This is a genomic window from Alteromonas sp. AMM-1 (assembly GCF_047290655.1).
Classification (GTDB): domain Bacteria; phylum Pseudomonadota; class Gammaproteobacteria; order Enterobacterales; family Alteromonadaceae; genus Alteromonas; species Alteromonas mangrovi.
The window spans coordinates 1-24,744 of the sequence record NZ_JBLBUE010000042.1; the positions used below are offsets into that span (position 1 = coordinate 1).

General features: G+C 46.8%; 26 protein-coding genes. 12 read left to right on the top strand and 14 right to left on the bottom strand.

The window, feature by feature from the left end; genetic code table 11:
* On the bottom strand, window positions 1-582 hold a 582-nt coding region (locus ACLR2L_RS09370; protein ID WP_413367671.1), incomplete at its 3' end, for a biotin/lipoyl-binding protein.
* 106 nt (window positions 583-688) lie between these two features.
* On the opposite strand from ACLR2L_RS09370, the gene ACLR2L_RS09375 reads away from it, so the two are divergent.
* The 7 genes from ACLR2L_RS09375 to ACLR2L_RS09405 all read left to right on the top strand — a co-directional run bounded on the left by ACLR2L_RS09375 (window position 689) and on the right by ACLR2L_RS09405 (window position 5,583).
* Window positions 689-1,330 (top strand): TetR/AcrR family transcriptional regulator, encoded by a 642-nt coding sequence (locus ACLR2L_RS09375; RefSeq protein WP_413367673.1) that lies wholly within the window; start codon window positions 689-691, stop codon window positions 1,328-1,330.
* A gap of 254 nt (window positions 1,331-1,584) precedes the next feature.
* The gene (locus ACLR2L_RS09380; protein WP_413367675.1) at window positions 1,585-2,076 is read left to right on the top strand and encodes a hypothetical protein; all 492 of its coding nucleotides are present in this window, start codon (window positions 1,585-1,587) and stop codon (window positions 2,074-2,076) included.
* Complete coding sequence (locus ACLR2L_RS09385) at window positions 2,069-2,281, top strand: helix-turn-helix transcriptional regulator (protein ID WP_413367677.1); 213 nt, start codon at window positions 2,069-2,071, stop codon at window positions 2,279-2,281. Before ACLR2L_RS09380 ends, ACLR2L_RS09385 begins: the two co-directional genes overlap by 8 nt.
* Before the next feature lie 194 nt (window positions 2,282-2,475).
* Complete coding sequence (locus ACLR2L_RS09390) at window positions 2,476-2,727, top strand: hypothetical protein (protein ID WP_413367679.1); 252 nt, start codon at window positions 2,476-2,478, stop codon at window positions 2,725-2,727.
* Window positions 2,728-2,965: 238 nt separating this feature from the next.
* Window positions 2,966-3,343, top strand: coding sequence for a YciI family protein (locus ACLR2L_RS09395; RefSeq protein WP_413367681.1), 378 nt, complete (start codon window positions 2,966-2,968; stop codon window positions 3,341-3,343).
* Window positions 3,344-3,441: 98 nt separating this feature from the next.
* Window positions 3,442-4,551, top strand: a complete 1,110-nt coding sequence (locus ACLR2L_RS09400) for an RNA polymerase sigma factor (protein WP_413367683.1) — start codon at window positions 3,442-3,444, stop codon at window positions 4,549-4,551.
* 204 nt (window positions 4,552-4,755) lie between these two features.
* Complete coding sequence (locus ACLR2L_RS09405) at window positions 4,756-5,583, top strand: MipA/OmpV family protein (RefSeq protein ID WP_413367685.1); 828 nt, start codon at window positions 4,756-4,758, stop codon at window positions 5,581-5,583.
* Window positions 5,584-5,773: 190 nt separating this feature from the next.
* Here the strand turns inward: ACLR2L_RS09405 and ACLR2L_RS09410 are convergent, their stop codons facing one another.
* Window positions 5,774-6,625 (bottom strand): LysR family transcriptional regulator, encoded by an 852-nt coding sequence (locus tag ACLR2L_RS09410; RefSeq protein ID WP_413367687.1) that lies wholly within the window; start codon window positions 6,623-6,625, stop codon window positions 5,774-5,776.
* A gap of 129 nt (window positions 6,626-6,754) precedes the next feature.
* On the opposite strand from ACLR2L_RS09410, the gene ACLR2L_RS09415 reads away from it, so the two are divergent.
* A complete protein-coding gene (locus ACLR2L_RS09415) occupies window positions 6,755-7,453 on the top strand; it encodes an FMN-dependent NADH-azoreductase (protein WP_413367689.1) in 699 nt (232 codons plus the stop codon).
* Between the two features lie 643 nt (window positions 7,454-8,096).
* Here the strand turns inward: ACLR2L_RS09415 and ACLR2L_RS09420 are convergent.
* Genes ACLR2L_RS09420 through ACLR2L_RS09430 form a run of 3 tightly spaced genes read right to left on the bottom strand, consistent with a single transcriptional unit; the run spans window position 8,097 to window position 10,185 of the window.
* Window positions 8,097-8,495: a VOC family protein gene (locus ACLR2L_RS09420; RefSeq protein ID WP_413367691.1), complete on the bottom strand. Its 399-nt coding sequence runs from the start codon at window positions 8,493-8,495 to the stop codon at window positions 8,097-8,099.
* A 20-nt stretch (window positions 8,496-8,515) separates the two neighbouring features.
* Window positions 8,516-9,694, bottom strand: coding sequence for an acyl-CoA dehydrogenase (locus ACLR2L_RS09425; protein ID WP_413367693.1), 1,179 nt, complete (start codon window positions 9,692-9,694; stop codon window positions 8,516-8,518).
* Between the two features lie 32 nt (window positions 9,695-9,726).
* The gene (locus tag ACLR2L_RS09430) at window positions 9,727-10,185 is read right to left on the bottom strand and encodes an Lrp/AsnC family transcriptional regulator (RefSeq protein ID WP_413367715.1); all 459 of its coding nucleotides are present in this window, start codon (window positions 10,183-10,185) and stop codon (window positions 9,727-9,729) included.
* Between the two features lie 134 nt (window positions 10,186-10,319).
* Here ACLR2L_RS09430 and ACLR2L_RS09435 point away from each other — a divergent pair, with 134 nt between their 5' ends.
* A complete protein-coding gene (locus ACLR2L_RS09435) occupies window positions 10,320-11,291 on the top strand; it encodes a PLP-dependent cysteine synthase family protein (protein ID WP_140958571.1) in 972 nt (323 codons plus the stop codon).
* A gap of 121 nt (window positions 11,292-11,412) precedes the next feature.
* Here ACLR2L_RS09435 and ACLR2L_RS09440 read toward each other — a convergent pair whose 3' ends face one another.
* The 9 genes from ACLR2L_RS09440 to ACLR2L_RS09480 form a co-directional block, all read right to left on the bottom strand.
* A complete protein-coding gene (locus ACLR2L_RS09440; RefSeq protein WP_413367695.1) occupies window positions 11,413-12,078 on the bottom strand; it encodes a hypothetical protein in 666 nt (221 codons plus the stop codon).
* Between the two features lie 145 nt (window positions 12,079-12,223).
* Window positions 12,224-12,433 (bottom strand): cold-shock protein, encoded by a 210-nt coding sequence (locus ACLR2L_RS09445; protein ID WP_140958573.1) that lies wholly within the window; start codon window positions 12,431-12,433, stop codon window positions 12,224-12,226.
* Between the two features lie 271 nt (window positions 12,434-12,704).
* Window positions 12,705-14,345: a ubiquinone biosynthesis regulatory protein kinase UbiB gene (gene ubiB, locus ACLR2L_RS09450; protein WP_413367697.1), complete on the bottom strand. Its 1,641-nt coding sequence runs from the start codon at window positions 14,343-14,345 to the stop codon at window positions 12,705-12,707.
* 3 nt (window positions 14,346-14,348) lie between these two features.
* Window positions 14,349-14,969, bottom strand: a complete 621-nt coding sequence (locus ACLR2L_RS09455) for an SCP2 domain-containing protein (RefSeq protein ID WP_413367699.1) — start codon at window positions 14,967-14,969, stop codon at window positions 14,349-14,351.
* Window positions 14,969-15,763 carry a bifunctional demethylmenaquinone methyltransferase/2-methoxy-6-polyprenyl-1,4-benzoquinol methylase UbiE gene (ubiE, locus tag ACLR2L_RS09460; protein WP_413367701.1) on the bottom strand — a complete coding sequence of 265 codons (795 nt, stop codon included), beginning with the start codon at window positions 15,761-15,763 and terminating at the stop codon, window positions 14,969-14,971. The genes ACLR2L_RS09455 and ubiE overlap by 1 nt, the downstream gene beginning before the upstream one ends.
* Before the next feature lie 105 nt (window positions 15,764-15,868).
* Window positions 15,869-17,506, bottom strand: coding sequence for a M28 family metallopeptidase (locus ACLR2L_RS09465; RefSeq protein ID WP_413367703.1), 1,638 nt, complete (start codon window positions 17,504-17,506; stop codon window positions 15,869-15,871).
* A 49-nt stretch (window positions 17,507-17,555) separates the two neighbouring features.
* On the bottom strand, window positions 17,556-18,242 hold the full coding sequence (locus tag ACLR2L_RS09470) for a DNA-3-methyladenine glycosylase I (RefSeq protein WP_413367705.1): 687 nt from the start codon (window positions 18,240-18,242) through the stop codon (window positions 17,556-17,558).
* Window positions 18,239-20,275: an oligopeptidase A gene (gene prlC, locus ACLR2L_RS09475; protein ID WP_413367707.1), complete on the bottom strand. Its 2,037-nt coding sequence runs from the start codon at window positions 20,273-20,275 to the stop codon at window positions 18,239-18,241. Before prlC ends, ACLR2L_RS09470 begins: the two co-directional genes overlap by 4 nt.
* Window positions 20,276-20,558: 283 nt before the next feature.
* Complete coding sequence (locus ACLR2L_RS09480) at window positions 20,559-22,226, bottom strand: EAL domain-containing protein (protein ID WP_413367709.1); 1,668 nt, start codon at window positions 22,224-22,226, stop codon at window positions 20,559-20,561.
* A gap of 190 nt (window positions 22,227-22,416) precedes the next feature.
* Here ACLR2L_RS09480 and ACLR2L_RS09485 point away from each other — a divergent pair, with 190 nt between their 5' ends.
* The 3 genes from ACLR2L_RS09485 to ACLR2L_RS09495 all read left to right on the top strand — a co-directional run.
* Window positions 22,417-22,977, top strand: coding sequence for a response regulator (locus tag ACLR2L_RS09485; protein WP_140958581.1), 561 nt, complete (start codon window positions 22,417-22,419; stop codon window positions 22,975-22,977).
* Window positions 22,978-22,999: 22 nt separating this feature from the next.
* The gene (locus ACLR2L_RS09490; protein WP_413367711.1) at window positions 23,000-23,833 is read left to right on the top strand and encodes a phosphate/phosphite/phosphonate ABC transporter substrate-binding protein; all 834 of its coding nucleotides are present in this window, start codon (window positions 23,000-23,002) and stop codon (window positions 23,831-23,833) included.
* An 8-nt stretch (window positions 23,834-23,841) separates the two neighbouring features.
* Window positions 23,842-24,744: HAMP domain-containing protein (locus tag ACLR2L_RS09495; protein WP_413367713.1), on the top strand; the 903-nt coding region annotated here is incomplete at its 3' end.

Here is a 24,744-nt window from a genome sequence, read left to right on the forward strand (position 1 = left end):
CACGTCGTCGACGGCTTCCCAGTCGACCTTGGCATTGGCCGCGTCTGAGAGCGCCTGAGCACTGGCGATATCCTCGGATCGACTGCCCGCAACGAGTTTTTGCAACGTTTGTTCTGCTACATTTTCAGACGCTTGCGCCGTTTGCAATGCGGCGAGTGCCAAATCCAATTCAGCCTGAGTACCTAATGCTTTTTCCTTCAGTGTTTTAATGCGGCGGAATTCAAGCGTCTTCTCTTGCGACTGCGCTTTTGCTTTATCAAGTTCGGCCCTGGCTATTTGGAGATCTTCCATGCGTTCACCATTGAGCAGTTTTTCTAAGGCAGATTTAGCCTGGCTTGCCGAGGCCATTGCCTGATTCACTACCAGCTGTTGCCTGGCATTATTCAATGATACCAGCAATTCTCCCTGTTGAACGGTAGATCCTTCAGTAACATGAACAGATTCAATCACTTCAGCAGACGTTGCCCGTACCGATACTCGATCCCGCTCAACAGTGCCGTACACAACACTGGTATCCTGTTGTGAGCACGCCCACACAAATACGCTTAACACGCACATTACAGCAACGCGAGTTTGCTTCATTGGTTCAAACCTTTTCTAAGTAAGACGAATCATCTTTCGGTTTAGTTTAAATTAAATTTAATTTAAACTTGTCTGCATATTGAATCAAGTGGTCTGCATCTAAAAGATGACTAAAAAAGCCAAGCCATTGAGAAGTGACGGTAAAAAGACTTACCAGCAACTATTGGATACCGCAGGAAATTTGTTTGCATTGCATGGATTGGCGTCCACACAAAGTAAGCTCATTGCATCAGAGGCCAATGTTGATGTTGCCCTGATAAACTATCATTTTGGCAGTCGCCAGGGGTTATACCAACAGGCGTTGATCACTGCGCATGCCAGCATTATTCATCTTGAAGACCTGGAAAGTTTGATTAAACGAGAGTCAAACCCCCAACAGCAACTAAAATCCATACTCCACATTATTGTGTCGGCAGCGTTAACTGATGATAGCTGGCATTTCAAACTACTCGCACGCGAGTTCCTGGCTCCCAGCGAAAACCTGCAAATACTGATGACCAAAGAGATCCAGCCCAAGATTCAGATTATGAAACATATCGTTAGCCAAATCAGTGGCATAAAACCAGACGATCCGGCACTCATCCCCATGCTTATCAGCGTGATGTCTCCCTGCTTTGTTATGTTGGTGGCTGGCAACAAGGTGCCGGGCCCATTGTCTGAAATGCGACAACAATCTGTTGAGCAACTCACCGCTCATTTGTACCGCTTCGCGTTAGGCGGATTACTTGCTGTGCGTAACGCAACATAAAGCATCAATCGCTTAGCGCTACAGCGCATAACGTCTGTTTTCAGTGTTAAACAAACCGCATAAACGCTTGTTTATTTAACGGTATCCAGCTGCTTCTGGCAGTTTTCTGCTGCGCGCTTTTTCATTTTCTGGCGACAAGAAATGCAAAAAACACTTGCATCAAATGATACCCTAAGGTAACAATAGAAACCCAAGGGTTACAAATGACAACTCTGGGTATCAAATTCTTGCTCGGTCAAAAAAGGAATGACAATATGGCTTCGACACACGTAAACACATTATCGGTTGCAGACAAAGAACAGCTTTACCTTAACCTTACCGGGAAATGTAGCATTGCACTGGCCTGTTTTTGGGGGTTGCTCAGTGTTGAAAATAGCAGTGTGTTCAGCACAGGTATATTGCACTGGATTTTTGAAGCTAGCTTATTTACCTGTTTGATTGGGCTTATCTTTTTTGCTGTAAAAAGCTGGGCTTTCAAAGGGCAGTTTAATACCAAAGCATTCTGGACCCTGCAATTTGCGGATGAATATACCGACTACGTGTCATCACTCAGCATTCGTCTTGCGTTTATGGTGATGTCCATTGGCCTGATGCTGCTGGTAGTATTCGGCGACGCCCCGTGGCTGTACGAACTGGCAGGTGAATCAGCGTTATTAAATTTTGCGCATATTGTGCTGTCACTTAGCTTTTTGCTGCACGGCGTTGTGGTACTCGTGAAGTTAGCAGGAAACGACAACGATGAATGAAGAATTAGACAATCACATTCACAAATTGCGTCTACAACATAAGTTGTCTCAACAGGACCTGGCTACCGCAATTGGGGTTTCTAGAAAGACGATAAGCACAGTGGAAACTGGCCGCTTTACCCCTTCAGTGGTAATTGCGCTTAAAATAGCCGAGCATTTTAATGTACCAGTTGAGTCTGTATTCGAGCTGAAAAAAGACCAGTAGCCTCAACGCAACACGCTCGGTGTGCTACTGCGGTTCCTAAAAAACAATACGTTATTTCCACACACAGCCATGCCCCGGTCCTACACCGGGGTGTTATCCACATTGGTAAAACACTCGATTATCACTACGTACTAATTCCCCAATATCCTGATCTCCCATTCAGTAGATTCTCTTCTTTTCACTGGCGATACTTCGTGGTGAAGCAAGTACTTCGTTCCACGGTAAGGGCACTGAAAATGGCACACACTCATTTGCAGAGTGATACACCTCCTCAGACTAAGTGGCTGAAAACCATTGCAACCCGCATTCTGTTTTCAGTGGCGAGTGGATTGGCAATAATCACCTTATTTAACCTGGATAACGCCAACCTGGTCGCGGTAAGTGCCATAGTATTTACCGCTAATACGCTGGAGCGACAATGGCATAAATTTGTCGTGCAGGGCTAAAGCGTGTGGGCTGTATTCCTCATCGACGTGGAGTGCAGCCCAATGTTAAAAAGGCTTAGCGCTATCCGAATAGCAATGAATCAGCCACTCATTGCTTATAGTGAGTCGACTTTATTTTTCCTTTCTTCACAGATAAGTTAAATTTTAAATAATTATTTCTACCGTGTTGTCGAAATTCCCACTATTCAGTTGTTGTAGGTATATCAGCAATCCGCTGACATACATAAGAGGACTTAAAATGCGTTATTCACTACTACTTCACAGCAACGAGCCGAAAGACGGGGAAATTAATCCGGAAGTCATAGCCGAATTCATGCGGGCTTTTGATAAGTATGCAAAAGCCTTAGAGCAAGCTGGTGTGTTGTTATCCGCTGATGTACTGCAGCCTTCAAGTGCCAGCACTACCGTGACATTGAAGAATGGCGAGCTACAAATAGAAGATGGCCCCTTTATCGACAGCAATGAACAACTAGCGGGAAATTTTGTTATTGATGTGCCGACTTTAGACGCAGCGCTTGCATGGGCTGAGAAATGCCCAGGCGCACAATATGGTGTAATCGAGGTAAGACCAACAGCCGTTTACTTTAAAGATAATCAATGGCAACCCGCGAATTAATTCAGCAACAAATAGAGCAACTGGCAACAAATGATTATGGCCGGTTGCTCTCCTTGCTCATCAAATACGGTAACGATATTTGTCTGGCCGAAGATGCGTTGCAATTTGCCTTTGCTCAAGCATCAGAGCATTGGAGTAAAAAGGCGATTCCTCGTGTTCCGGGCGCATGGCTCTATCGCGTTGGCGTGAACTATATGTTGAACCGCTTTAAATCCAATGAAGCCAATCATATTGGTATTGAGGTAATTGATTGCGAAGTTGCAGAACCATATATAGAAAAGGCCTTTGAGGATTATCGATTAGGTTTACTGTTCGCTTGCGCGCATCCTGCTATAGACAAAAATGTGCATACACCTTTAATGCTGCAATTAGTGCTTGGTATTAATGTAGAGAAAATTGCCCGTGCTTTTGCCATTCCCACAACGCGTTTGGCGCAAAAGCTTGTGCGAGCAAAAAAGAAATTAAGTGTTAGCAAATTCCCATTCGAGATACCCGAACCGGACACTTTTCCATCAAGAGTGAATGCTGTACTGGCTGCAATATATGGCTGCTATGCCATTGATTGGTTGCAGTTCAATGCAGTTGAGACGAATGAAGATATGGCTGAAGAAGCGCTATTTCTGGCTACTTTACTGGTGAAATTGATGCCAGAACATGCGGAGTCATTCGGACTGGCAGCGCTGTTAAGTATTAGTCATGCTCGCTCAAAAAGCCGTTTTGCAATTGATGGATCCTTTGTGCCATTTGAAGAACAACACACCAACCACTGGAACAAGTCACTACTGCGGCAAGGCGAATACCTAATTCACCAAGCTTTTCTGTTAAAGCAACCTGGCCGCTATCAACTAGAAGCCGCAATCCAAAGTGCCCACTGCCACCGATTAATAACCGGACAAAAAAACTGGGAGCAAATTCAGAATTTGTACACAGGCCTCATTGCCATCGCCCCAAGTCTTGGTGCACATGTGTCGCTTTCTTTGGTGATGCTAAAAAGTCAGGGGGCCTCAGTTGCACTGAATTATCTGGATAACATTGAGCATCCACACAAGTTTCATTTCCAGCCTGCACTATTAGCCTACGCGCAAATTTATGCCATGTTAGATTCTTGTGAGCAAGCTTCCGCGTTTTATCAGCAAGCCCTCGACCTCACAACCGATGTAATCCAACGCGCTCATATCGCCAAAAAGCTGCGTGAATCACAGCGGTGATCGTTGCAAGAACTCAATTGAAATACCCCAGCCTACTGTCATTTTCGATTAGAGCAACCCCGTCTGAACTGTTCAGCATTTACTATCGTATAAGGTGGGTGTAAAGCACATTGCGAGACCAACCAGCGCTATAAAGCAAAATCGCCTCAATACAGTAATTGGTGGCTTCAGTGTAAAACAAACCAGAATACGGACAGACCAACCATGAAAAACCACTTTGCCCTTTTATGCCTGACTATCGCAAGCTTACTTGCGCCTTTTTCGACGCTCGCGCAGGAAACAAATTCACCTTTGGTTCCCCTGCCCTCCCTGGATGACTTTTCCAAGGGCAATGACGGCTGGGCAGTTGGATTGGGCCTGGGTGTGGAATATGAAACCGCTTATGAGGGCTCCGACGAATTCGGATTAGAGATTCAACCGGCCGGTGCGGTGCAGTGGCGTAGCGGCGACAACCTGTACTATTTTGCTGGTGAAGCTTTTGGCTGGCGTGGCCTTCGCGACGACGTCTGGCTGTTTGAAGCCTTACTGGGCTTTGAAGAAGGGCGTGAAGAAGGTGACTCAGATGAAGGCCACCTTAACGGACTAGGTAGTCAGGACGAAGGCTTTCAAGCAGTATTTCAGGCTCGCCGAGCATTCAGCAGTGACTGGCGTTACTGGCTGGTAGGGCGTGTGGTAACGGGCGGTGACGGCAACCTGGGCTTGTTCGGTGTAGGTACTCGTTTTGGTGAGCAAACCGATGGTTCCGGTTCAGAAATTAATTTGGTGGCCGTTTTTCACGACAGCGAATATGCCAATAAAGGGTTTGGTATAAACGATGCGCAATCAGCGGCATCGGGACTTGATGCCATCACGCTAAGCGGCGGATTGCGCTCCATTGGCGTTGATTACAGTTTCCGCCATAACCTGAATGAACACTGGCAACTATACGGTGAGGCACTGTTCGAATATTACAGCAGTGAAGTGCGTAAGAGCCCTATCGCCCGTAGCGACTATGAAACCGAAGTGGGTGTTGGTTTTATTTACTTGTTTTAAATGCCGGGCAGGTTTTACCGGTGCTGACTGTTTCTGTATCTGAAAACACGGAATGGCGTGTCATATCTTACCTGACTGTCAGCACCAGGTAGTTCACGACAACGTATTACAAACATAATCGATGGTTTTTAACAATGAGCGTTAGTTATAAATAGCTTAACTTTTAATCGCATTTAACCAACCATCTTTATCAGTCACCTATGAGATTTTCCAGCCAGTCTATGAACTTAACGTTGTGTCGGTTACAACGAACTGGTTTATCTGGAATGTAGTAACAAAGCGCTGAATCAACAGCTTTTGTATGCAGTTCTGTGAGTACGCCTGCTTTAACGTAACCTTTCACGAGTGTGGCAGAGCAAAACACCAACGCATTTTCAAGCAGTGCCTGTTGGATACCAAATAGCTCCTGATCAAATGTTTTGACTGTTACAGGTTTATTCTGCAAGCCATTAAGCTCAAGCCAAGCGTTCAAAGGCACCTTTGGCAGCTCATTATTTTTCCATTCCGTTGTGTAAATGGTGAGGTGTTCAGCCTGCTCATATTGGTGTACCGACTGAACTCTACTGAATACGTTAAACCGTTCCGTAACCAGAATATCATCTGTGCTTTGCCGCACTGTTTCACCAAATCTAACAGGCAAATGGAAACTATCCGTATCGATACTTTCTCCACTTATTATATTTACCTGAACATCAGGATACTTGTTATAAAACGCCTGTAGCGAAGGAATTAGCACCAACGCAGCAAATGACGATGTGGTAGACACGGTGATGTGTTTGTCTGTTACCGCTATTTTTTCGATTGCCGCTTCAATGGTTTTAAATCCCTGGCCAGTCGCAACTGAAAGTTCCCTTCCCGCTTCAGTTAGATTTATCTTCCTTCCCACACGTTCAAACAGGCTTACACTTAATCGCTGCTCCAGATTAGAAATGTGATGCGATACCGCTGTAGGAGAAATGGACAATTCAGCCGCAGCCGCCTTAAAACTCCCAAGCCGTGCTGCAGCATCAAACGCCTTCAGTGCGGGCAAAGAAACCTGCATAATCCCTCCTGTCGTTAGCACTTTAAAATAGATGAATTAAACTCACCCATAGATGCATTTTACTCGTTTGTTACTTATGTTCAATCGCTTCACTATAGCAGCCTGAGTAAACTAACAAAGGCATTAACAATGAGTGTTATATTACATGTAGATTCAAGTGTAAGGGCAGCATCTAATGCTAACCCTGATCATGACTCGATCACTAAAAATCTGGCGAAATTGTTTATTACACAACTAAAGTGCGAATTGGATATAGATGAATATATCTATCGTGATGTTGGTATGAATCCACCGCATTTTATTACTCAGGACTGGATTGGTGCGGTGTTTACTTCTGAAGCCAAAAGGGACAAACAGCAAATGCAAACCCTGGCGTTGTCAGATGAACTCATAGCCGAAATAGATCGCGCTAAACTCATAGTAATTTCATCACCAATGTATAATTACGGTATGCCTGCCCAATTAAAAGCATGGTTTGACCAAATTATCCGTATCAATAAAACGTTCGACTTTGACCTGGCCCGTGGCGATCAGCCGCTGGCACCGCTGTTATCCAATAAAATCTTAGTAATCATTACTTCAAGTGGCGAATTTGGCTTTGAAAAGGGAGGGGTTAACGAAGCATCAGGCCATCTGGTACCGCATTTACGCACACTAAGCAAATATCTCGGCGTAACAGATATTTACGAGATTGCTTCTGAATATCAGGAGTTTGCCGATCATCGTCACGAACGCTCATTGCAAAATGCCAAAAGCGCAGCCAAAGCACTGGCATCTCAGCTAGCGAGAATTCTGAAAGAAAACAATGAACATACAAGGTGTAGTTAAGGGTAAAAGCAACGTTACGCTATTTCTTAACACGATCTCAACCTAGCTCAGAAAAACGTAAACAAAAGGGAACAATAGGCAGGCACACCGTCCGTTGAGAAAATCACGGTAAAAAATATAGCTCTATATATTTTAAGTGCTTATTGAATTAACGAGATTAAAAAATAGACATTAACAGTAATTAGTAGTGTGCTCACGATCGTGATACCAGTGTAGTAAAAAAATGGCATTTGCTTTCTTCTAAGTGAACCTTGTGGTCCCGGCAACACACCAAACTTATAGGCGATGAGCAATAAAGCGCTAAATACAATGGTCAGAAATAAATATACCCCAAGTGGCATATAGGTAATGTTGTCAAATCCACTTATCGACACAACTGCCAGTGCAATCACAAGTGATAGTGCGAATCTGGTAGTATTACCGTAGCATCCGAAGAGCGTATTTATGAGTTTCAAAACAGTTTACATCGCCAGAAATATAGGTTTATCAGAAATCATATTTAGATAAATATCATAAATTGAGTCTGACCAATAATAGCGTTACTCATCCTGCTTTTATTTAAAGTCAGATCAAGTTGACACTCACTCGCTATACCCAACAAAGTAGCCTGAGACCTGCCACTCCCTTTCACAAAGTTACTCAGTTACATTAACCCGCCAGGTTGACCCGCCAGGTTGACCCGCCAGGGCGGGTTCAGTCGGTTCTCGCCCGCCCAATACAGCTTTATTTTGTTTCCTGACGGGTCGTGAAGAACGGCTTCGCGCCATAAGTACCGCTCGGTTTTCGGCAACTGTTCAAACACCACACCTTTGCGTTGCAAATGCTCTACCCATTCATCCAGCTGTTCGTGTTCAAAATAGATCACCGCATGCTGAGCACCGCAATGGTCTGTCAACGATAGCGAAAACGTGGATTCGCCTTCCGGGCAGGCAAACCGGGCGTAATGCGGTGTATCCACAATGAGCGTGAAACCCAGCTTTAAGTAAAAATCCACAGCTTCCGGCATATTGGTGACCGGCAGCGTTACCTGATTCAGGTTCATTTCACGTCCTTGCTTTGTGGTTAGAAAAAGGCTTGCAGGCCGGTTTGCGCTCGTCCGAGAATCAAGCCATGAATATCATAAGTACCTTCATAGGTATTCACCGTTTCAAGGTTGATCATATGGCGCATTATGTGGAACTCGTCGGCTATACCATTGCCGCCATGCATATCGCGCGATATGCGTGCGATATCCAGCGCTTTACCGCAGTTATTGCGTTTAATTAGCGAAATCATTGCAGGATCATAGTCGCCACTATCGATTAACTGCCCTACCCGGTAAGCCGCCTGCAATCCTAATGTAATCTCAGTTTGCATGTCGGCCAACTTGGTTTGAAACAGTTGTGTTTGGGCCAGAGGCTTGCCAAACTGCGTACGTTCAAGCCCATACTGGCGCGCAGCATGCCAGCAAAATTCAGCCGCCCCCATGGCTCCCCAGGCAATGCCATAGCGAGCCATATTCAAACAACTGAACGGGCCTTTTAGCCCTGACACACCCGGCAGGATGTTCTCGTCTGGTACAAACACATTGTCCATTACTATCTCGCCAGTGATCGATGCCTTGAGCGATAACTTGCCATGGATCTCAGGGGTGCTTAAGCCAGCCATGCCGCGTTCGAGCAGAAAGCCACAAATGGCATTATCCATATCGGTATTTTTCGCCCACACTACCATCACGTCAGCCAGAGGCGAGTTGGTAATCCACATTTTGCTTCCCGTGAGCTTATACCCACCATTCACTTTTACCGCACGGGTTTTCATCCCAGCGGGATCTGATCCGGCATCGGGCTCCGTTAAACCGAAGCAACCAATGAGTTCACCGGTTGCCAGGCCTGGCAGAAACTTTTGCTTTTGCGCTTCGCTACCAAATTGATTGATCGGATGCATCACCAGTGAAGATTGCACGCTCATGGCACTGCGATAACCGCTGTCTACACGCTCGACTTCGCGGGCAATCAGTCCGTACCCAATGTAGCTCAATCCAGCACAACCGTAGCCGTCAATCGTTGCACCCAGCATCCCCATTTCACCAAACTGACGCATGATGGCCGGATCAAACCTGCCTTCGCGGTTGGCTTGTAAAATACCGGGTTGCAGAGTGTCCTGACAAAACTGATGAGCCGTATCACGCAACATGCGTTCTTCGTCAGACAGTTGCTTATCCAGCATGAGTAAGTCCTGCCAGTAGGGATTGGCGGCCATAGTTGTCTCCTGATTGTCGTTTTTCTAATAAATTACATTTGGTTAAGGGGTAAAGACGTGGTGTATTTGATTTGCTCCATAGCAAAACTCGACGTTACATCCCCCAAATTAACCCCTTTTATGAGTCGCTTGTAAAAATGATCGAAGCTCTGCATATTGGCCACCATCACTTTTAGCAGGTAATCGTATTCGCCAGACATCCGGTAAAATTCCACCACTTCCTCGAAGGCACTGCAATGTTCGGCGAATTGTGCTAACCATTTGTCATCGTGTCGTCCGGCTTTAACTTGGACAAAAACGATTAAATTGAGGCCCAGCGAGTGTGCATCCAGCAAGGCAACCCGGCGTTTTATCAGCCCTTGCTCCTGCAAGCGCTGAATACGCCGCCAGCAAGGCGTGGCCGTTAACCCTACGTTCTCGGCAATATCCTGGATCGCAATATCTGAATCGGCTTGCAATAGACTAAGAATCTCTTTATCAATCGAATCCAGAGTAATATTTTTCAACTTATTGCCTTTTTACGGAATTAATTTTTAAAAATACTGACATTATCTGAATTTGTTAGCAATTTATTTCGGCCGAAATTGCCATACTGGTGTTATGTTTATTTGCCAGAGTCCAGCGCATGCATAATACGCTTTCCTTTCCGCAGCGCGTTGCGCCACGTCAACGTGTAGTGCAGTGCATTACTGACACGATTGGCAACACACCTACGCTTCAATTAAACCGCCTGTGTGCAGAAGAGCAGACGCTGGGACAGGTATTTGCCAAACTCGAATACTTTAATCCGGCAGGTTCCATTAAAGACCGCGCGGCCAAAGCCATGTTCGAACACATTTTGAATACGCACCAGCACGCTAATCTGAATGTGATTGAAGCAACATCAGGCAACAGTGGCGTTGCCTGCGCATGGCTAGGCGCTATTCATCAGGTGCCGGTGACCATTGTTATGCCTGAGCATATGTCGAAGGAACGCCAGCAGCTTATTCGCTTTTACGGTGCCAATCTTATTTTAACACCTGAAAAAGACGGTATGCCCGGCGCCATGAAGGTAGCAGACACCCTGCTGCTAACCATTGAGGGTGCGGTGTCGATGAATCAGTTTGCTAACCCGGTTAACGCCGCCGAACACGCGCGAAGCACGGCAAGGGAAATTTGGCAGGACATGGGAGAGCACATTGACGTGCTGGTAACAGGTATGGGCACGGGCGGCACGGCAACGGGTATTGGTCGCTTTTTAAAGCAGCAACGCCGTGACATAGAAATCGTTATTGCTGAGCCGAGCAACTGCCCGTTGCTCAGCGAGGGCAAAAGCGGCACACACGGTATCCCGGGGGTACATCCCGGCATGGTTCCACCGTTGCTGGATAAACGCGTCATTGACAAGGTAGTAAAGGTAACCGATGAGGCTGCACTACACATGGCGCGTAAGGCGGCGTGTAAGGAAGGCATTGCTGTGGGAATATCCAGTGGCGCGACGCTTGCCGTTGCATTCTCGCTTGCCAGGTTGCCTGAGTACCGCGCAAAGAACATTTTGGCGATTGCTGCAGATGGGGCTGAACGGTACTTTTCAACCCCCTTGTTCAGTCAGCCGTAATCCGATTGACCTGTTTGATGAGTCAGCTTACCTGCTGAATGACTGCTTCGCTGAGCTTTTATAGGCGTCGCTTATTGTGGTGAAGCGACTATTGGACTAAATGTAATACCAATTCGCATAGCTAGCGAGCAACACGCATCCACCATGGCGTATCAAATTTTACGTCGGCAGAAGGGATATCCAGTGCTCCCGGCCGCTCCAGACTTTTCCAAAACAGCGTTTCGTATTTTTGTTCATGAAACACCAGGCGCCCCATCTTTTTATATGCCATTAGCAACTTTGTATAGGCTTCTATTGGCATATTCGGATGGCCTTGATCGAATACAACTCTCCCCCCAAACTGTTTAAACAGATTTTTATCTACAGCGAAGCGCAGTGCATTAAAGTGCGCCAGAGAGTCGAGTTTTTCTTCTGTCAGGCCTGTGTTTGCATACACTTGCTTAAAACCGGCAATATGCGCAGGCTCAGGTTCAATTTGATTTTGCTTCGCGTAGTCTTCTACCAACGCACGCAATATAAATGTGTTCACCTGGCTGAAATAAAAAATTTCCTGGCGCAAATGATTTTCTTCAGGATCCTGCTCGCCTTGGGCAGCTGGTTGTTCGAAATCCCGTTTAAGAAATGACTTATCAGCGACGGTTACTACCTGCTCAATCCCATGTTCAGTCTGAGCGATCCCGCTCTCAATCTGGGCGATCCCACTCTCAGTCTGGGCGATCCCAATCTCAGTCTGGGCGATAACAAATAATGAATTAAAACACAGGAAAACGAAAAGCAATCGATACATAGAATCCCTCAACAAGGCTTGAGTGATGGGTATCAAGAATACAGCGCCTATCACTGCCCAGCAGCAATACGTGTAAAAGAGGAAGCAGGGAGCCTGACTTCAGAAGATAAACGAGCTCCCGACAACGCCGGGAGCCGTAAAATCATTAAAGGGCTGAAACGTTAGCCGCTTGCAGACCTTTTTGGCCTTGTTCAACTTCGAATTGAACTTTTTGACCTTCAGCAAGAGTTTTGTATCCTTCAGATACAATTGCGCGGAAATGTACGAATACGTCTTTACCGCCGTCGTCTTGCGTTAAAAAGCCATAACCTTTTTCTGCGTTAAACCACTTAACGGTACCAGTTACTTTAGACATGAAAACCTCAAAAAAACTCTGTAAAACCTTTGTGCTAAATTGCACGGACTTGCTTTTAAATAGGGTGACTTACGGCAAAACTAACAACAGGTTTAACAGCATCGAGGTTTAATTCGATGTTTATATCTGCGCGACGTTAATAGACCAACGAAAGCACAACTATTTAAAGAACATAAATACTATAACCACACACTGAGTAAATTGATACTAAAATTGCGAAAGTTATTTAGATTTAATAAAAAATTAATCTCGCAGGTCAGTGTCAAGCCCGTTATTCCGGCGCTTTGCGGCCTTTCCACCACGCTGCAAACCAACACATCATACCAGTTAAACCGATACAGGCAGGTAACGTCCAATGCACGGAATACAACGGCACTATAGCACTCACTATCACCAGAGTAGCACCTACAATGCTCAGATGCGTTGATTTTTGAGCCCGTACGTGTTGTTGCAGAATGGCCATATTTGCCTGCTGCTGCTTTTCTGGAAAGCGCTTAATCTGCTTGAGGGTGTCGTAGAGTAAATCCGGCATTTCCGGCAGCTTTTCGCTCCAGAAAGGCAGATTTGTTTTTACTTTGCTGAACATGGCTTTTATGCCAATCTGTTCGCGAAGCCAGTTTTCCAGAAAGGGTTTCGCGGTTTGCCACAGGTCTAGTTGGGGATACAACTGACGGCCAAGCCCTTCTACGTAAAGTAGCGTTTTTTGCAGTAATACCAACTGCGGCTGCACTACCATATTGAAGCGCCGCGCGGTATTAAACAGTTGTACCAATACATTGCCGAAGGAAATTTCAGCTAGCGGCTTTTGGAAAATCGGTTCGCAAACGGTGCGAATGGCCACTTCAAATTCGTCAATATTGGTGTCTGATGGCACCCAGCCTGAATCGGCATGCAGTTGGGCAACCTTGCGGTAGTCGCGATTAAAAAACGCAATAAAGTTTTCAGCCAGATAGCGCTTATCTTCCTGATTAAGCGTACCCACTATGCCAAAATCAATGGCGATATACTGCGGATTTTCCGGGTTTTCCCGGCTCACAAATATATTGCCAGGGTGCATGTCAGCATGAAAAAAGCTATCTCTGAATACCTGGGTAAAAAACACCTCTACACCGCGTTCCGCCAAAATGCGTAGATTCGTATTCTGTTCAATTAACGCTTCAATGTTAGAAATGGGAATACCGTAAATGCGCTCCATCACCAGCACATTTGCTCGGCAATAATCACTGTAAATAGTGGGCACGTATAGGGCCTCTGAGCCTTCAAAATTGCGCCCCAACTGCATGCCATTGGCGGCTTCACGCGTAAGGTCGAGCTCATCAACAATGGTTTTTTCGTATTCTTTAACTACTTCTACCGGACGCAGGCGTTTGCCGTCGGGTAACCACTTCTGCAACACTTTCGCCAGGGTCATCATCAGCTCGGTGTCAGCCACAATGGTTTTGCGAATATCCGGGCGAAGTACTTTTACCACTACGTCAATGTCACCCTCTTTTAATCTGGCTGCGTGCACCTGCGCAATCGACGCCGACGCGAGCGGCGTAGTATCAAATTCGCTGAAGACTTCATCCAGCGCCTTGATTTGTAATGACTGACGAATAATGTGTTGAGCGCGCTCGGTGTCAAACGGAGCCACCCGGTCCTGTAACAGGGCCAGTTCATTGGCAATATGAGGGGGTAGCAGGTCACGGCGGGTAGACAGCATCTGGCCAAATTTTATGAACACCGGGCCCAGTGCCTGAAGCGCCAACATAATGCGAGCCCCGGCGCTTTTATCTTTATGCCGATTAGGGATCCAAAAAATACAATGGCGCAACACACGGATGTACCAGGGCAACCAACGGCCAGGAATTAATTCATCCAGGCCATGTTCGAGCAGTACTTTATTAATGTGATAGAGACGAAGAATACGCATAGTTTAAGACTGCTTTGACTCCAGGCGCGATAAGCGGGATTCGAGGCGTTCGGCATCGTCGCGCAAACGGCTAACTTCATCGGAAAAGTGCATCACTGCCAGTTTATGTGCCGCCAGCTGTTTTTCGTCGGTGAGTGCACTACCCAAAATGAGTGAAGATTTGTTACCAAAGCGCGCTAGCTGCTGCCCTACTGAGCGTGCAAACGAAAATGCCTGATAAGCAACAACATCGCCGGTATGCTGGGCCAATTGCTCTTCCCAATCAATGTGCAGCGAATTCAAAACGCCGGAAAATTGCTGAGCGATCGCCAGTTCACCCGACACCTCCAGCTCGCCAGCTTTAATTAGCTGCGTAAGCTTACTGGCTTCTTTTAACTTTGGCAGCACGGCCAAACGAGTAGTCACCACACAAGTGGATTCATCACCGTCGGGCAGAACTTCCAATGCCAACACATCAATCTGTTCTGATATAGCCAGCGCAATGCACTGCTTAATGTCGGTCAGGTTTATGACCAGGCGCTTACCCTGTATACGTTTCAGCCCCTGCCTGGCGTCAGGGTCCAGCGCCAATAATTTATTTACCAGCGTTTCGGCCGCTGCCGTAAGAAGCGGAACCGTTGGCATTAAAACTTGTACCCGCGATGCAGGGCTACAATGCCGCCAGTGAGATTCTGATAGTCGCAACGTTCGAAACCGGCGTTTTCAAACATGCTTTTCAGCGTGTCCTGATCCGGGTGCATACGAATTGACTCTGCCAGGTACTGGTAACTTTCTTTGTCGTTGGCCACTATCTGCCCCATGGTGGGCAAAATGTTAAACGAATACCAGTCATAGGTCTTCGACAACACCTCGTTAGTGGGTTTGGAAAACTCCAGCACCAATAAGCGGCCACCCGGCTTAAGTACGCGGAAAATCGACGCCAGCGCTTTGTCTTTGTCGGTGACATTACGCAAACCAAATGCCATGGTAACCAAATCAAAATGGTTATCGGGAAAAGGTAATGCTTCGGCATTAGCCTGAACGTAATCAACGTTACCTACCACGCCCTTGTCACGCAGTTTGTCACGGCCTACCGATAACATGGAATGATTGATGTCGGCCAACACTACGTGCCCTGTTGGCCCAACCAACCGTGAGAATTTAGCAGCCAAATCACCGGTTCCACCGGCCAGATCCAGTACCTTTTGGCCTGGTTTGATACCGCTGCAATCAATGGTGTAGCGTTTCCATAAGCGGTGCACACCCATCGACATCAGGTCGTTCATCATGTCGTATTTTGCGGCAACGGAGTCAAATACCCCGGCAACCAAAGACGCTTTTTTCGAACGTTCTACCTGACGAAAACCAAAATGGGTAGACTGTTCCGCACCGCTTACAACTTGTTCGGAAGCGGATGGAGAGGATTGTTGCTCTTGCATGGCTGACTTCTTCTGTTAATGCTTAGCGCACCGCCAACGGAGTTAACGGCGCGTTAAAGTCTGAACTGGCAATAAATTTTCTGCTTGCCAGTGTACCCAAAACCGCTACGGCTTACCATCCTGAGCTTGTTTGAAGGTGGCAAAGAAGCTGTCTTCATTCCAGCTAGGTGTTTGCTTAGCGTTTGCCAGGCTCATTACGATTTCAAAGTTAATATCCACAAACTTCGCCGCCCATTCGTAATCAATAGGCAAGTTCAGGTCGTCGGAGGGCATGTGATAGTGCTTTTTCAGGAAATCAGACGCCGGCATGCCAATCGCATTTTCTTCCTGATTACTCATACCCGGTACCAGATACACCGCTGGTACACCTTGCTTAACCAAACTGTACTGGTCGCTGCGCACGAAGATCGCCTGTTCTGGCATCGGGTCGTCAATTAACTTTATTTCGTGCTTTAACAGCGCCTCACGCACTGGTGTTTCCAGCGAACTGTGCGTTGCGCCAAACGCAATCATTTCGTCGGTCCGATAGGTTAAAATTGGCATATCCAGATTCACGTTTGCCACCATGCTTTGTACCGGCACAGGTGGATAATGTGCAAAATATTCAGATCCCAACAAGCCTTTTTCTTCGCCCGTCACAAAAGCAAAAATAACCGAACGCTTAGGTTTTACTGCTGAGTGGCTTATTTCATGCGCAATTTCCAGCAAAGTAGATACGCCACTGGCGTTATCCATGGCGCCATTATTGATTTTATCTTTCAGCACCGAGTGCCCGCTGATACCAATATGATCGCTGTGTGCAGTAAGCACAATGTACTCATGTTTGAGTACCGGATCGCTGCCTTCCATGATGCCTATTACATTAGGGCTGGTTGTGGCCGTGTGGGCCGATTTACTGGTAAAGGTGGCAGAGAGTCCGAGCGGACGCCCTTCGATTGGCTCACCATTTTCCACTTTGTCGAAATAGGTTTGTAAATCCAGTCCTGCCAGTTCAAATAATTGCTTACCCGCTTCCACGCTCAACGTAGCACCGGCTTTTAGCTCCGGAAACCCTTCAAACACACTCCCGTTCGCATCAACCCAACGAGTGCGGGGCGTTCTTACATACAATTTTCGCTTTTCAAACGGAAACACGTTTTCAGACACCGGCGTGCTAAGCACAATAGCGCCGATGGCACCGTGCTTCACCAATGCCTGTGATATTTGACGGCGAAAGTGAGACCCCTCTTCACTCGGAAAGCTATGGGGCCGATCTGACAGGATCACCGCCACTTTACCGCGCAGATCCACGCCCTCGTAGTCGGTGTAATTAAGAAATGGAGCTTCAATACCAAATCCCGCAAACACCAGTTCGGCAGTTATTTGGGTGTCGGTTTCGTTTATGTCTGCGCTCATGAGCATGTTGTCCATGAACGCAAAATCAATACTTTCGCTGCCGTTAGACACCGACAACGCAGGCGCTTTCATATCAATGGTTGCCTGTTTAAACGGCACCATCTGATAATAACTACCCGCATCGCCAGCAGGCATAATGCCCAGTTTGGTTAGCTCACTGGCAATGTACAACGATGCAAAGTCATGCCCCTTACTGCCCGTATCACGACCCTCTAACAAATCATCGGCCAACAGAGTCATATGCCCTTTGAAACGCTCTGCTGAGCCTGCCAATGCAATATTACTGCTTGCTGCAACTAATCCCGTTGCGCAAGCTATACCTATCAGGGTTTTAGCGGTTTTTTTCATTTCTGCCTCAATGTTTTTGTTCTGATGCTTTGCTGAGTGGGGTAATGCATTAAACCCGGTTGTCACCGCAACTGTACGACACAATCTGGCTAATGGCCTGTAAGCTCCTGCCGCTTTGCACCTGCCAGTCGGCAAACGTGTTGGCAATGGTGGTTAAGCTTTGCTTACTGGTTAAGCCGCCGCTAATGAGATCGTGTGCGCGGAAATAACCTTCCACATCCTGACTCAGTAAAAAGGTATCTATGCCCATCGTGCGAAGTGCGTAAGGCCCGGTGTTGCCGCCTAAGCGCGCACCATGCTTTTTCAGGTGCGCCCACAGGTCGATTATCGAAGCACCGCTAAACTGCGAGGCAAATTTACCAAAGCTGCCATGCCGTTGAGCGATGTCTTTCAACATAATGGCATTGTCGCGTATGGTCATCACTTTCTTAAGATTGCGCACAATGCGCTTATCCTGGGCGCGCTTTTCCAGCATGTCATCTGGCATCAACAGCACTTTGTCTACGTCGAAATTAAAAAATAAGTCTTCGAAATCCGGCCATTTTTGTTCGATCACCCGCCATACAAAGCCCGACTGAAATACCTTTTTGGTAAATGCCGAGAGTACTCTGTCGTCGCTTAACGCCGCCACAGCAGCAGCCGGTAAAGGCTGCCCTACTATGGCTTCAAGACCCGCTTCACCACCTTTTCGTTCGGCAGCGCGGGCATAGATGGCGTCGAATTTTTCAGCGCTCACGCGGCGATACCATTGTGTCGAAGCAGCGCATCAACCTCAGGTTCGCGTCCACGAAACGCCACAAACAGATCCATTGGTTCACGGCTCCCCCCCATTTCCAATATGTTATGCAGGAAGTCGGCACCGGTTTGCGGATTAAAAATCCCCTCTTCCTCGAACCGACTAAATGCATCAGCAGACAACACTTCCGCCCATTTATAGCTGTAGTAACCAGCAGCGTAGCCACCAGCAAATATATGCCCAAAGCTGGTTTGAAAACGGTTAAACGAAGGCGGCTGAATAACGGACACTTCCTCGCGCACGGTGTTTAACACACCCTGCACATCAGCCGTTTTGCCGTCTTCCATGTGTAACAGGAAGTCAAACAGGCTGAACTCCAACTGTCGAATCATCTGCATGGCCGCCTGGAAATCCCGCGCTGCCAGCATTTTATCTAACAAGGATTTAGGCAGTGGCTCACCCGATTCGTAGTGGCCTGAAATAAAGCCCAGCGCTTCTTCCTGCCAACACCAGTTTTCCATAAACTGGCTGGGCAGTTCTACAGCATCCCACGGCACACCGCTGATACCCGACACCCCAGGTACTGACATTTGCGTTAGCATGTGATGAATACCATGACCAAACTCATGGAACAGGGTTACCACTTCGTCGTGAGTAAATAGGGCGGGCTTATTACCCACCGGGCCATTGAAGTTACATACCAGATAAGCCACTGGCGTTTGCAATTCACCGCTGGCTTTTACTCTGCGCACCCGGCAAACATCCATCCAGGCACCGCCGCGTTTTTTCGGACGCGCGTACAAGTCTAAATAAAACTGCCCGCGCAAGGTGCCGTCTTTGTCGGTAATGCTGAACAGACGTACGTCTTTGTGCCAGGTATCTGCATTGTTCACTTCAGTAATAGACAACCCGTAGAGTTTTTCTACTACGGTAAACAAGCCGCTAATCGCTTTGTGCTCAGGAAAATATGGGCGCAGAATTTCATCGGAAATAGAATAGCGGTCTTGCTTAAGTTTTTCGCTGTAATAAGGCACGTCCCAGGCTTCAAGCGCTTCCATACCATGTTTGTCGGCGGCAAACGCGCGCACTTCGGCCAGCTCTCGCTCTGCCTGGGGTTTGGATTTAGCGGCTAAATCACGCAGGAAGCCGGTTACCTGCTCTGTGGTTGAAGCCATTTTCGTAGCTATGGAACGCTCTGCGTAATTAGCAAAGCCCAATAATGACGCCAGTTCTGAGCGCAATGCCAGGGTTTCCTGAATAATAGGGGTATTATCCCACTCACCGGCGTTCGGGCCCTGCTCTGACGCGCGCGTTGCATAAGCCCGATACATTTCCTCGCGCAGTGCGCGATTATCAGCATAAAGCATGATTGGCAGGTAACTGGGAATATCCAGTGTAAATAACCAGCCTTGCAGGTCTTTCTGATGCGCTGCCTGACTGGCCGCTTCCAGTGCAGACTCAGGCAAACCCGCCAGTTCGGTCTCATCGGTTACATGTTTGGTCCAGCCCATGGTGGCATCCATTACGTTATTGCTAAACGTCGACGACAGCTCGGATAAGCGGGCCTGAATGTCTGCGAAACGCTTTTTAGTTTCAGCAGGTAACGCAACACCCGACAGCGTAAAATCGCGGAGAGTATTATCAATAACCTTGCGCTGAGCTTCGTCAAGTTGCCCGTACTCATCGCTATCGCGCAGCGACTTATACGCCTGATACAAGCCCTCGTGCTGACCTACCCAGGTGCCGTACTCAGATAACAACGGCAAACACGCGTCGTGCACTTTGCGTAACTCATCACTGCTTACCACGGAATTCATATGCGACACCGGCGACCAGATATTGTTCAGCACATCGTCTGCTTCATCGATGTTGTCGACTACGTTTTTGTAGGTGTACTGATTGCTAGCCACCACCTGCTCGATAGTGGCTTTACAGTGCGCAATAGCCTTTTCTACAGCAGGTTTAACCTGATCAGGCGTAATGGCAGTGAATAAAGGTAATCCGTCTACTTTTTCAATGGCGAGTGCTGTCATGAAATTCTCTTAACTTTACGAGTATATTGAAAAGCGGCATTGGCCTGCTCGCGAATGAACTTATGATGTGCTTGAAACACAAATAGACAACCCGCGTAAACTGCTCAGTACCTGTCATTGCCGCATACTTTGTTCTGAACGTGTGTGATTACGTATTATGAATGAAATTGGGATAATTTAGTAAAAAACAAGTCTGGCAGAATTACCATATAAAAAAGCAAAAATGTGCGGGGTACCTCACACCGAGTATCGCGCAGTGCCCCCGTAAGCTAAAAGGCCAGTTTTAGTGCTTATTTACGAACGGCTGGCGAATCATCAGTTTTTCAAACTCCTGCCTGGGTACTGCCGGACTATAAATAAACCCTTGAATGGTATCGCAGCGCATTGACTTCAGGCAGGCTAGTTCCTCCTGCTCCTCCACTCCTTCGGCCACCACTTTAATACCGAGCTTTTTGCAGCTTACTATCAGGCTACCAATAAACTCCTGGCGCTGGCGATCCTTATGCAATCCCATGATTAAGCTGCGATCGAGCTTGAGAATGTCGATAGGTAACTTCGATAAGTACGAAAACGAGGTAAAACCAGCACCAAAATCATCAATTGAGAGCTTTAATCCCAGTAGTTTTAGCTGCCACAATATCTCTTCCAGATACTGGCCGTTTTCTGCCAATGCAGTTTCGGTTATTTCCAGTTCAATGAACGATGGCGGCAGGTAGTACTGCTTCAATTTCTCGCTAATAAACTCAACAATGTGTGACGATTGCAATTGCTTGGCTGATATATTAATCGCGATACTGGTAAGTTCAGTACTGAATCTGCGCAGTTCACTGGCAGCTTTAAAACCATTATCCAGCACCCACTCACCGATGGCTTTAATTTGTCCGTCTAACTCAGTTAAACAAATGAATTCAGACGGCGGTACCCACCCTAAACTGTGATGCTGCCAGCGCAATAGGATTTCAGCGCTTTGAATTAACCCGGTGGACGTAGACACTTTAGGTTGGAATGCCAGCTTAAACTCTTGATTTTTGAGTCCTTGCTCAACTTCAGCACTCAATAGTTGCTGCCGCTGATACTGCGAAATAGTGGAGTTATCCAAATGCGACACACTGATGCGATGGCTGTCTCTGACGATGGTATCGGCAAGGCTGTTAATCAAAATGCCATGGTCAAGTTTGTTGTCGTGCAGAGCTCTGAAACCAATACCAATATGGCAGAAAATTGCAGCGCCATTCACATTGAAAGTACGCTGCAATTGTTGTCTGATCTGAGCACAAAGAATTTGCGTTTGCTCAACTGTTGCCTGTTCCAGGTATAACCCAAATACACCGCTCTGCTCGAGTCGCAATTTGTGGCTTTGCGTAACAAGACCATCAATACGTCCCGCAAGTAATACTTCCAGCGCTTCTACTTGTTGTTCGCCATAACTCAACAAAATGTCACTGCTGTTCAGAAGCCGGATGAGGATCAGAGCATTGTAATCCTGCAAGCGAATAACATTGCTATTGCTCCTGGGTTTTAACTCTTTGTGAACAACACCGTTATCAGCTGCCCGACAGGCATTCAATATACCGGAGACTTCCTCTTGCAATGCGCGTTTGTCCCAGGGCTTGGACAAGTATTTACTGATTAACCCTTGATTAAGTAACTCAACGGCGGCCTGTAAGTCACCTTCCCCACTTAACATATAACTTTTGGTTTGCGGTGAGTACTGGTGGGCAAATCTCAGTAAATCCACACCGCTGACTTCTGGCATATTGTGATCGGTAATCATCAGCGTGACAGGTTGCGACTGTAATATCGACATTGCCTTTCGCCCCGATGTAGCGGTGATCACATCACAATCCAGCGAACGCAATTCACGCTTTAATGCATTAACAATTGCCTTCTCATCATCTACTACCAACACAGTTAACGGTTGATAGGACTGTTCATGCTGCCCACTATACATACGTTATGCCTCTGTAATCCCAATATTCAGGCCAATAACCACGCTTACAACGCCAGATTTTACTCTCTGACTATAGCACTATAACACAATGTCACTAATGTCACATATTATACATAGGTCTTAATTGCCTTAACTTGCTTTTAATGCTATATCTTATCGCAATGACAAAACAAAACACTGAGGTAGAGCAGTGAAAACATTAACCTCTGGAGAAATCGCACAGTATTGCGATGTCAACTTGCGAACGGTAATTCGCTGGCTGGAAAGCGGTAAGCTAAAGGGTTTTAAACTTCCAGGCCGCGGCAACAACAGGGTGTTAATCAGTGACTTCATTGATTTTCTGGAACACCACGACATGCCGATTCCTGACGCGTTAAAACCCGAGGCATCGCCGTTAATTTTAATTGTAGATGATGAAATGCCGGTTGCTAAATCAATCCAAAGGGTGGCCCGCAGAGCAGGCTTTGACACTCTGATCGCTACAGGCGGGTTTCAGGCAGGCATGATGTTAAGTCAGCACGCTCCGCGCATTATGACGCTGGATCTGAGTATGCCGGGCATGGACGGTTACAGCGTTATTGAATATACCCGCCAGCAGGAATCGCAAAAAGGGCTTAAAATAATAGTTATCTCTGCGTTAGATGACACCAGTTTACAAAAGGCATTGTCTTTGGGCGCGGATGCTGCCTTAACCAAGCCGTTTTCTAACCATGATCTGACTCAGTTGTTCGAACAGTTCATGCTAAATTAACACGCCATTGAGGGCTGTCGCGATGAAAGCACTTTTAGTCTTGCTACTGGTATGTACCGGCGTTTTTGCTCAACAGCCCGAGCCCGTTGTTCAAACGCCCGTTCAATACTCGCTGGGGATTGTACCTCAACAGTCTGCACAAAAGCTGGCTGGTATGTGGATCCCGGTTATCGACTATATCAACGAAAAAACCGGTTTTGCGATTTCATTTGCCACAGCAACCGATATTCCAACATTTGAAAACCGGGTTGCGCAGCAGGATTATGATTTAGTTTATATGAATCCGTATCACTATGTGGTGTTTAGTGAATCGGCGAATTACTTGCCGTTAGCCAGAGATGCCCACAAGCGGATTAGCGGAATTATTGTGGTAAGAAAGGACAGTCCTTACACCACACTGGAACAACTCTATGGCAAAACACTGGCTTTCCCGGCCCCTGCCGCTTTCGCAGCCAGTATTATTCCCCGCGGCCAATTGGCAAAAGAAAACATCAGTATTAATGCGCAGTATGTAAATTCTCACGACTCCGTCTATCTTAATGTTATCAACGGACTGTTTCCGGCCGGTGGAGGCATTATTCGTACCTTTGAACATTTACCCCAAGTACAGAATGAACAATTGCGGATTCTTTGGAAAAGTAAGGATTATACGCCCCATGCACTGGCTGTTCACAGCCGGGTTCCTGAGGCTCACCGACGTCTCATACTCGACGCACTGCTATCGTTAAGTGAGAGTGAAGACAACACTCACCTCCTGCAAGGTATTAATTTTACCGGTTTTATTGAAGCCCTGGACAGTGATTGGGATGATGTCAGAGAGTTGGGTATTTTGTCGCTTTCACGGCCTTATTACTAGGAACGGGTATGCGTTTAACATTAAGAACCAAAACAATAACTGGTACAGCGATTATCGAAGCAACCTTGCTGATTGTATTGATCGTAACCAGTTTGTCTTTTATTAACCGCTTAGCTGAAGACAACATAGTTAAACGCGCGTCCACTACTATTAACTTATTTGCGTCAACCACCAAAGACGCGTTACTCACCCTCGATTTAGCCGCACTCGAAGCGTCAGTGCAGGAACTGATGACAAATCCGGACATTGCCTATGTCCGTATTATTGACAATCAACAGCGCATTCTGGCTCAGGCAACAAACTATTCGAATTTGCCGGCTAATTTTTATGCTGACTCCACCCTGGCGGAGGTAACCGACGAGGTATTTGATTCAAGCCGCAGCATTGTAGTATCGGGACATCATTACGGTGAAATCCAGCTTGGCATCGACATTGGCTACGTACAAACATCACTTATCAAAATCCGCAATTGGATAGTATCGCTGGCGCTCATCGAACTGGGGCTTGTAGCGTTATTCAGTTATGGACTTGGCACCTATTTAACCTCCCAGTTGAATACACTGCGTCAAGGTGCCAAAAATATTGTTAGAGCGGTAAAAACAAAGGACTACCGCAATACTACCATTCCCGAAAAAGGGCAGGATGAACTTACCGAGCTGGTAAAAACCTTTAACATTCTGGTTATTAGCCTGGCGGATGAATGCCGCTCGCGGATGGAAGCGGAAAACGAACTCACACAACTCAATCAATCCCTGGAAGAAAAAGTCACGCAGAGAACCCAGGCGCTCAGTGAAAAAAATGCGCAGTTAGAGCGCTCAAACAAAGAACTTAAAGAAACTCAACAACAATTATTCCAGGCGGAAAAAATGGCGTCTGTGGGACAGCTGGCCGCAGGTGTGGCCCATGAAATC